Below are 849 nucleotides of genomic sequence, written 5' to 3' on the forward strand. Positions count from 1 at the left end.
CGCGGCCCTGTTCGTGCCGTGCCACCGGGTGCTGCGCGGCGACGGCTCGCTCGGCGGGTTCCGGTGGGGCACCGACGTCAAACGGGCGCTGCTCGACCTCGAACGCCGCTGAGGCCCGGCGACCCCGCCCGACGGTGACCGGTCCCGCGGTCGGCGACCCCGCGTGTCAGGTCTCGATCCGGAGGGTGGAGCCGGTGCGGGCCTTGCGCACCCGCAGGCGGGTGGGGATGCGCTGGCGCAGCTCCTCGACGTGCGAGACGAGGCCGACCACCCGGCCACCGGCCCGCAGCTCGTCGAGCACGCCCATCACCACGTCGAGGGTGTCGGCGTCCAGCGTGCCGAACCCCTCGTCGACGAAGAGCGTGTCGAGCAGCGCGCCGCCGGTCTCGGCTGCCACCACGTCGGCCAGGCCGAGCGCCAGCGACAGCGACGCCAGGAACGACTCCCCGCCGGAGAGCGTCTTCGCCGGCCGCACCGTGCCCGAGTAGTCGTCCAGCACGTCCAGTCCCAGTCCCCCGCGCCTGCCGCGGTCACCCGCCTCGTCGGAGTGCACGAACGAGTACCGGCCGTGGCTCATCGTGCGCAGCCGCACCGTCGCCGCCACCGCGACCTCCTCCAGCCGCGCGGCGAGCACGTACGACCGCAGCGACATCTTGCGGGTGTTCTGCCCCCGGCCGTTGACCACGTCGGTGAGGGCGTCCAGCTCGGTGAACGCCTCCTCGGCGGGGGCGAGCCGGGCGAGGGCGTCCTCGAACGCGACCGCCAGCCCGTCGAGTGCCCGCGCCCGCTCCTGGCTGCCCCGCCACGCGACCAGGGCCTCGTCCACCCGTTCACGGGCCCGCACCGCGG

At 75.4% G+C, this 849-nt stretch carries 2 protein-coding genes; one reads left to right on the plus strand and one right to left on the minus strand.

Annotation, left to right across the window (positions count from 1 at the left end; translation table 11 throughout):
* A partial coding sequence (locus tag SACPADRAFT_RS34070) for an MGMT family protein (protein WP_007027802.1) occupies positions 1–112 on the plus strand: 112 nt, incomplete at its 5' end.
* Positions 113–166: 54 nt separating this feature from the next.
* Here SACPADRAFT_RS34070 and SACPADRAFT_RS0216150 read toward each other — a convergent pair.
* Positions 167–849, minus strand: a 683-nt coding sequence (locus tag SACPADRAFT_RS0216150) for an SbcC/MukB-like Walker B domain-containing protein (RefSeq protein ID WP_007027801.1), incomplete at its 5' end; no start/stop codon positions are given.

Origin of the sequence: Saccharomonospora iraqiensis subsp. paurometabolica YIM 90007, from assembly GCF_000231035.2 — a bacterium.
GTDB classification, from domain to species: Bacteria; Actinomycetota; Actinomycetes; order Mycobacteriales; family Pseudonocardiaceae; genus Saccharomonospora; species Saccharomonospora paurometabolica.